This window comes from Heyndrickxia ginsengihumi, from assembly GCF_011008565.1.
GTDB classification, from domain to species: Bacteria; Bacillota; Bacilli; order Bacillales; family Bacillaceae_C; genus Weizmannia; species Weizmannia ginsengihumi.
This window is the reverse complement of sequence record NZ_JAAIWK010000048.1, coordinates 1-7,715: the sequence shown is the minus strand read 5'-3', so window position 1 is coordinate 7,715 and position 7,715 is coordinate 1. Positions and strand designations below refer to the sequence as shown.

Genomic DNA, 7,715 nt, shown 5'->3' with positions numbered 1-7,715 from the left:
CTTTTAGCTTACCCATACCTTATTTTTTATCATGATACCGATCGTTACTGCATTAATGGCTAAAGTCAAAACCGACAATCCAACTACAGCAAAAGTCAACATTCTCACCCCTCGTGATATTTTGCAAACCTATATTTATTTTGCCATAAAAGATTTTAATGTACTAAATTCTACGAAAGGTTAAAATAAATGCCTCTCAGTCTCATCAGATTCCCCTATATCGCATTTAAATAGATTGTTAGACTAAAAATAAAGGGAATAGTTTAAAACCTCTTAAAATCAAAAATAAGGGGTTTTAAGAGGTTTTTTCTCTCCTTGTTTTGAGGTGGGAAGGTGCAGGCTGGGGGTGAATTGGCGGGAGCCAAGAGGGGGTTAGCTCCCTTATGCGTGTTTAAACATGGCGTAAGATCACTGTCATGAACGGATGGACTGGCGGTTCGGCAGGTACAATGGATAGAGCAAGCTGACCTCCGAGGTTCCTCGTTTTGAGTATGGTCGGCTTGGCGACAAGTCAGCACCTGCCGAATTTCTCCATGCAAGGGGGAAAGGGTGGAGATTTTTTTGGCGTAGCGAACCCGAAGGGCAAAAAAATACTACCCGAACCTTGCATGGAGAAAAGCCCCTTATATATAGAGTGAGAAGGACATGACTTTAAAAAGTATAAAAAAGATTGATATATCAATACTTTTAGAGATTTTCATGTGTCCCCAAAAAGGGACAGTTCCGTCCCCAAAAAGGGACACATGAAAACATAAAAAAATTCGTGTTTAGCATTTTTGCTAAACACGAATTTTTATTTAAAACAACTTATTTGGCAAATCTTTTAATATAGGCATTTTCATAGATTTATAAAACATTACTTGTAAATGATCTGGTACAGCGTCTCTATCTCCTGCAAAGATGATAAACGCAATTAATAAGAACGCATTTGTTATATCCCTTATAACCATTTTGGTACGCTGACCGGACTCTAAATCAGTAGCAAATATAAATAGACCTACTACCTGTTTAAATCCAATTTCTATAATTGTCGTAACAAAAACAAAAAGAGTAAATAAGTAGGCTACTAGAAGAGTACTTAAACCAACAATGATTGGTGTGAAATTAGCTTGATAACGGAAATAACCTTCTTTAAATGCATCCGTAAAAAAAGCAAATGCTCCATCCTGAATTTTGTCAGCAACCACCTTACCATTTTCATCTGTATCTAATTTGTAAGCCAAATTTTTAATCTCGTCACTGTCTACATCACTTATCGTATCTGGTGTAATTAAAGCATTTAAATTCGTCACTTTAAACGAATTCTCGGTTAAATCATTTCTCTTGTTATCTTTATTATCCAAAATGGAGAATCCTTGTGATGATACGTAAAGAAGGTCCGTAACGTTTTCTTGAATTAAATGCCAGGATAAACTAGCAGCATGGTCATTGTTATTATCTGTTTGAGTATCATTATAAAACTTTGTTGAAACGTCCTGCATTGTATCCATTAATGTTGGTAACCCTAAGATCAGAAATGCAGAAATAAAAATATTTACTCCTACAGACTTAAAATTAGGTGGTTCCTTTGCAATTACTGTTTTAAATCCTAAATAGACTAAAGTTAAAACCATAAGAACAACTACCGGAGATGATCTTCAAGTTGTTGATACACAAACAATTCCACAAAATGACACTGCTTATAATTCTTTAGCCACAGAAACTAATGTCATTCAGGAAACTGCGCTTGAATCAATAACAAGAGATAAAATCGTACTAATGAGTACGACAAGCAAAAGATCACAATTAACTGGATAGAAATATAGTCGTACTGATAAATATTCAAGTAAATTGAAACATTTTACTGTTGGAGCAATAGCAACAACTATATCAGCTGTTGTACCTTGGGCAACAGTTGCTTGGGCTACATCAATTGCTAATCTAGCTTATCAAATGAATGCAAAAACAGTGTATTATACTGTTAAAGTATATTTTAGATACATAAAAGGAACTAAGTTACCAAGAGCCGAAAAAGATGTTGTAACAGTTTATAGCAACTCTGCAAGAACTCATAAAATTGGTAAATCTCATACTAAAATAACTTATACACCAGGATGGTAAGTGTATTCATTTAATTCAAAAGTAAAAATAAGATATCCAACAATATCTTTAATCGTGGGTATCTTATTTTGCTTTTTTATTTTAAAATGATTTAAAAATAAAAAAAGTTTGGTGAAATTAATGAGTCAATCATCACGTAAAACATTTTCAGTTACCCTATATATAATTATTGGTGTACTGACCACTCTGTTTAAAAGCACACCAATTTATTGGATTGCTTTCATTGTCTTATTTTTAATATCGGTTTATAACATGTACAAGAAACCAAGTCTAGGAAATATTTTATTTTATATTATTATTTACTTGCTGTTCTTTGCTTATCTTTGGTTTTTCTTATTACGATGAACTAAAGATTAGGGAAGGTTCTCTCTCAGAACAGGGAGTAAAGAGTAAAATTAGTTTTGAAAATAAAAAAGTGGTGGAAGTTATCGAAATAAACTTCACCGCTTTTTTATTTGTCTTTTCGGAAGCAATGAGCATTCAAACATCACACGTAGAAAGAGAATTTTGTTCTCACCGTCGCAACCGGTGAAGGTTCTTAATTCCCAACAGGAAAGAGTATTTCCCTTTCCTCACCTTTTACAAGCCCCTATTTTATTAATCGCATAAGGGGTTTGCGATTCCTTTTTGTTAGCCGTCATTAGGAAGAACGACTCCTTTTTTATTCGTCGCTCAAGGACTAGCGACACACTTATAAAATTATTATCTTTTAAATTTTTTACCTTTGCAAATAAAATGGCTAAACAAATTCAAAAATTCTCTTGAATCAACTGTACAAAACTCGCTCTATTTTTTATTATACAAACAGTTCAAAAAACAACTTTTTTATTTCACATAATAAAAAACTTCCAATCTATCAGGAAGTTTTATCTGCTAAACTTTGAAGTTCTTATGTATCGTTTTAATTCTTGGTAAAACTGCTCACGAGTGCCCGCTAAAATAACGAGAATTAAATTACCATCCTCATCTTCTCGAATACTGTAGGCAATTTCATAGTTTGTACCATTATGATATATGTCATAACCATAGATTCCAGCTAGATCCCCCTTTTTTTGTTCGCCTACAGCGTAAGGATCTAGCTGAATTTCTCGGAATGCTTCTTTAAATTTTTGCTTTAATGGCTTATCTTTAAGCTTCTTGATAAATTTTTCTGTAGCTAGAGATGTTTTCAAACTATAGTTCATCATCATCTTCTCCGAACAAATCAGCCACAGTCGTTATCTTACCTTCTGCTATTGTTTCAGCAATTAAGGAATCTACAGCATTTCCTAATTGTGCTTTGCGATTTTTGAATTCAGCCATTAAATCAGCCCCGGAATAACCTTCTTCAATAAGATCAGCAAGAATTTCCTCTGAAAAGTCGTCAAACCCTTCACGTATTGGTCTAATAACCAATTGATTTTGATATAACTCTAGGTTTACTTCATCCCCAATATTAAGTGTCTCATAAAATTCTTTTGGTATGCTGATTTGTCTCTTACTTGAAACAGAAATTCTTTTAACCTTCTTAGGACGTCTATTTGGCATGGACATTCTCTCCAATTCTTTTTGTACCATTACCATAAGTTATGTCCCCCCTTTAAGAAAATATACCAAAATTCCCAGAATCTTTAACGCAGTATTTCTAAGAAACAAAATTTCTTGGTTTCTTTGCTTCTTTGTTTGTAATCTTAGCACATTAGGTTTGATTTGTACACTAATCCCTCCTAATATTCAAATTCTGCAATTCCTTCTTTTATTGCGTTTACTAATCGCTTATTTTTCTCTAAATCTCCGAATAGGCTAAATCTTAATAGCCAGTTATAATCATGTTCTGTGGCTATATCACAAGAAAAAGTAATTACTGGAATAGATACAATGAAACTATCTGAGTAAATGTCTTTTGTGATGTACATAACCGCTTCAGTATCCCGATCAAATACAGACTGGGATATGTCTATAGCAATTGTTTTTAATGTATTCATGCTAGTTTCTCCTTCTTCTTTGCACGGATTAAAGTGCTTTTACTAATACCCGTTATCTCTTCTACTTGTTTGTAGGAATGAGTTTCTAACAGCTTTAAAGCGTGTTGTAGCTGTTTCTTGCTGTATTTATTAGGCCGACCTTCCCTGAAATCCTCACGCTGTTTAGCAATAGCCTTTCCTTCTTGAGTACGTTCTACAATCATATCACGTTCAAATTCTGCAAAAGCAAAGAAAATATTCCTAATGAGTTTACTAGATGATGTGTTATCCATTAAACCAATATTAAGAATATGTACCCTGACACCTTTATCAATCAATTCATTGACCAATTCACTACCCTGAGACATTGACCTAGCAAAGCGATCTAGTTTAGTTACAACTAGTGTGTCACCTTCTTTTAATACTGAAAGTAATTCTTGAAATTGCGGACGATCTGTTTTAGTTCCAGTGAACGATTCTTTATAGATAACCTCGCAACCCTCAGCTTCTAATTTCTTTACTTGTTCTTCTAATGAATTTCCATTTGTAGCTTGTCCTTTTGTACTTACCCTAGCGTATCCGTATCTCATTATGTAAAAACCTCATTTTCTATAGTTTATTTATGACTCTAAGTTATGACACCGTTTGGTACCTTGATAATACAGGACATGGAAAATGGTGTCAATACTTTTAAGTTTTGGTACCACTTTTTTTAGAATCAAATAGGGTTTTTTTTATTAAAAGGGGTTGCTTGATCAAAAAACAGGGGTGTGTCCATTCAAAAAGGGGTCTAGGGACTCTCGGAATGTCCATACAAGCCTTTGAACAGATATATAGATAGATAAGTATATTACGTACTTAGAACGTCTTAGAATCCAAAATAAGAATCCATAGACATATCACACATAAATAGGACAGTAAGCAGGACAGGACAGCAGCACACCGCTACCCAGCACCACACTACCCAGTCATGCACCCATTACATACCGATACATGCAGAGATAGATAGGCATACCATGTGCCACTACATACCACACCGGCATGGCATAGCACCACTATGGGACTCTCATATACCAACATATACGATAGCCATTGACCTGTCTTGATAGATCAACATTAATCAACTATCGAAAGTAACTATCAAAATATGATGGTTCAATGTAACAGGGTAAGAATGGTATGAAGAGGTGAAGCTATGAAGCATTAATGAACTGAATATCTAAAGGTGTGAAGGGTACCTCTGGGGGAGTCCCCCCTCTTTCGGGGGTGTCTGATGTCTAAAAAATATATGCGACGGTTTTTAAACTTTAATCGTCAGGCAATTTGATGTTGCTACGGACACCTACAACGAAATTATCTTTTCCAATCATGGACAATCCTTCGATAGTTTCCTTTATACAACGAAAAAAAGCCTGTGTAAGCAACATCTGTTTCTTGGTATTTTCGCTTAACATCACGCATTTGGTCATAAAATTTCCTCCCAAAATGGTTTCGTAGGTTATTAAAAAAGTCCATAACCTACCGTCGGAAATGGACTTGCAATTTACATCAAAAATAGGACACATAATTTTTATTTTTTGCCGAACAATCTACTGAATAATCCCTTCTTCTTGACTTCAGTTTGAGTGGCCGCTGCTGTCTCTAATTTTGCTTGATTGCTTTCTTCAATAAGTCGAACGTATTCGTTCATTCTCTTTTGACTTTCATTTAATGATTCTTCCACCTGTGATTCCAATTGTCCCAGCTTCGCTAAAACTTGTCCTAATACTTGTTGAGTTTCTTTATGCTGTTCTTCCCTTATCTGATTAAACCCTTGTTGTTTGGCTAGTGCTTCTTTTATTGCTTTTAATTCGTCAGCCACGTTCACAGTCACAGATTCTTCATCATCCGTTTGAACGGTCACATTCATCGCTATTCCCCTATTTGATAGGGTTTGTTCAACTTCATCTAGGTTCTTGCTATCAGAGTATAGGTCACGAATCTGCTTTAATACGGTCACAGAATCTGCATGAATCAAATACCGTTTATGTACCTTTTTAACCTTCAGGTGAATACCGTGATTCCTTAAGTATCGTCGCAAAGTTTCGACCGGCACTCCTATCCTGTCACTTACATCACTAACAGTTAACCAATCTCCTTCAGCCATAAAAACACCTCTATCTTCATACGTCCATTCGTTCACGGTCAATAGTACACCAATCATTCATTATCTACATTCTCTATTGTACCAATGTTTTCCTGTTATCGGTTATGAACGTGCATTAAAAATGGTTATACATGCACCGAAAATAGATTGTTTTCGTGAACGTATCGTAAATCTATGACCGTGAAGCTGCAGCAAATCTTTTTAATGCTTTTTCTCGTCCATTCGCTAGCGATTGCTTCTGTTTGTCGCTTAAAATACGCTTTTGTTTAAAAAACCTTTTATTTACAAGGGAATCCTTAACTGTAAATCTAATACTAGACGAATTACCTTCATGTAATGTTAAGACGCTGATTCCTCCTTGATTTTCATAGATTTATAAAACATTACTTGTAAATGATCTGGTACAGCGTCTCTATCTCCTGCAAAGATGATATGGGGATTTACAAAAAAGGACTCCCACAATATGGGAATCCTCTACAGTGCCCTAAAGCATTATTCACAAGACCTTTTTCTTTTTAACTTCCTTGCTTTGGGCTTATGATCAAGTTCAGAATTATTTATTTAAGTGTTTGTTCATTCTTCTAATTTTGACGATTTTATATATCACAAATCCTATAGCACACAGAAGAACCAGCCAGCCAAACTGAAATATTATATCAGACCAATTAATGTAACTGGTATTCATAAATTTAATCCTCCTTCAGTTATCTTTAAAATTTTATAGTATATGTTACATGTTTTATATATCCAACAGATTGGCCACCGATGTTTGCTCCATACAATTTAGTTCCTTTAGCATATGCTTTTCCGCCAGTTTTACTTGAATTCAATTTGTAATATGACGCTGAATCATTTGGAGTATATGTAATACCAAATATTACCCCGGATTGTTCACTCCATATTTTTACCTTAGAAACTTTCTTTGAACTTTTCCTTGTAACACGAGCGTAGGCTGTAATTTTCCCTGTAGCATTATATTCAGTTGTCTTATATGTTTTCGTACTGCTGCTTGATGCGCTCAAAACATTAAATGAAAGTCCTGAAGTTGTAGTACTGACAACGCTTGATTCTAGTGTAGCACTTTCATCTTTCTGAATGAATTTTTCGAAATCCTCTACAGAATTGAAATTCATCATTTTATCTTCAGGAATTAAATTTGGGTCAACCTTTGTTAAGCCATTATCTTTTGCAAAATCGGAAAGCTGAGAATCAATACTACTATCATTTGAAGCTGCCTCCACTTTACTACTCAAGTTACTCAAACCCAAAGAGGCAAATGAGACCAATAAAATACAAGCAATTAGATAAACAATACGTCTTTTCATAATTCCCCCCCAGAATTAATAGAACAATACATTAAAATATTACAACAATTACATCTTTTCCGAAAGTTCCTCCAAGGAAATATTTGTAAAATTTGTAATCAAAAATAAAAGGAGGTGCAAGAATGAATAAAAAAAATATCATTGCAACATTAATTTACTTAGCGATTGCAGTATATTTAGTTCTAGCTAGCCCCTTTGATC

At 34.5% G+C, this 7,715-nt stretch carries 8 protein-coding genes; all 8 read right to left on the bottom strand.

The features are described from left to right. Nucleotides 1-797: 797 nt before the first annotated feature. Nucleotides 798-1,613, bottom strand: coding sequence for a pLS20_p028 family conjugation system transmembrane protein (locus G4D61_RS18295; RefSeq protein WP_367613803.1), 816 nt, complete (start codon nt 1,611-1,613; stop codon nt 798-800). Between the two features lie 1,353 nt (nt 1,614-2,966). Then, nucleotides 2,967-3,284, bottom strand: a complete 318-nt coding sequence (locus tag G4D61_RS17655) for a type II toxin-antitoxin system RelE/ParE family toxin (RefSeq protein WP_163174616.1) — start codon at nt 3,282-3,284, stop codon at nt 2,967-2,969. After that, a complete protein-coding gene (locus G4D61_RS17650) occupies nt 3,274-3,663 on the bottom strand; it encodes an AbrB/MazE/SpoVT family DNA-binding domain-containing protein (protein WP_163174614.1) in 390 nt (129 codons plus the stop codon). Before G4D61_RS17650 ends, G4D61_RS17655 begins: the two co-directional genes overlap by 11 nt. A gap of 143 nt (nt 3,664-3,806) precedes the next feature. Beyond that, nucleotides 3,807-4,064 carry a hypothetical protein gene (locus tag G4D61_RS17645; RefSeq protein WP_163174612.1) on the bottom strand — a complete coding sequence of 86 codons (258 nt, stop codon included), beginning with the start codon at nt 4,062-4,064 and terminating at the stop codon, nt 3,807-3,809. Further along, entirely contained in the window at nt 4,061-4,633 is a 573-nt protein-coding gene (locus tag G4D61_RS17640; protein WP_163174610.1) for a recombinase family protein, read from the bottom strand. Before G4D61_RS17640 ends, G4D61_RS17645 begins: the two co-directional genes overlap by 4 nt. 717 nt (nt 4,634-5,350) lie before the next feature. Further along, complete coding sequence (locus G4D61_RS17635; protein ID WP_163174608.1) at nt 5,351-5,512, bottom strand: hypothetical protein; 162 nt, start codon at nt 5,510-5,512, stop codon at nt 5,351-5,353. Between the two features lie 101 nt (nt 5,513-5,613). After that, nucleotides 5,614-6,189, bottom strand: coding sequence for a MerR family transcriptional regulator (locus G4D61_RS17630; protein WP_163174606.1), 576 nt, complete (start codon nt 6,187-6,189; stop codon nt 5,614-5,616). 710 nt (nt 6,190-6,899) lie between these two features. Beyond that, a complete protein-coding gene (locus tag G4D61_RS17625) occupies nt 6,900-7,514 on the bottom strand; it encodes a hypothetical protein (RefSeq protein WP_163174604.1) in 615 nt (204 codons plus the stop codon). Between the last annotated feature and the right edge of the window lie 201 nt (nt 7,515-7,715).

What these genes read in the sequence shown, in the direction of transcription:
- G4D61_RS18295 (WP_367613803.1), bottom strand. Translation starts at nt 1,613, where the DNA reads ATGGTTTTAACTTTAGTCTATTTAGGATTTAAAACAGTAATTGCAAAG.
- G4D61_RS17655 (WP_163174616.1), bottom strand. Translation starts at nt 3,284, where the DNA reads ATGAACTATAGTTTGAAAACATCTCTAGCTACAGAAAAATTTATCAAG.
- G4D61_RS17650 (WP_163174614.1), bottom strand. Translation starts at nt 3,663, where the DNA reads ATGGTAATGGTACAAAAAGAATTGGAGAGAATGTCCATGCCAAATAGA.
- G4D61_RS17645 (WP_163174612.1), bottom strand. Translation starts at nt 4,064, where the DNA reads ATGAATACATTAAAAACAATTGCTATAGACATATCCCAGTCTGTATTT.
- G4D61_RS17640 (WP_163174610.1), bottom strand. Translation starts at nt 4,633, where the DNA reads ATGAGATACGGATACGCTAGGGTAAGTACAAAAGGACAAGCTACAAAT.
- G4D61_RS17635 (WP_163174608.1), bottom strand. Translation starts at nt 5,512, where the DNA reads ATGACCAAATGCGTGATGTTAAGCGAAAATACCAAGAAACAGATGTTG.
- G4D61_RS17630 (WP_163174606.1), bottom strand. Translation starts at nt 6,189, where the DNA reads ATGGCTGAAGGAGATTGGTTAACTGTTAGTGATGTAAGTGACAGGATA.
- G4D61_RS17625 (WP_163174604.1), bottom strand. Translation starts at nt 7,514, where the DNA reads ATGAAAAGACGTATTGTTTATCTAATTGCTTGTATTTTATTGGTCTCA.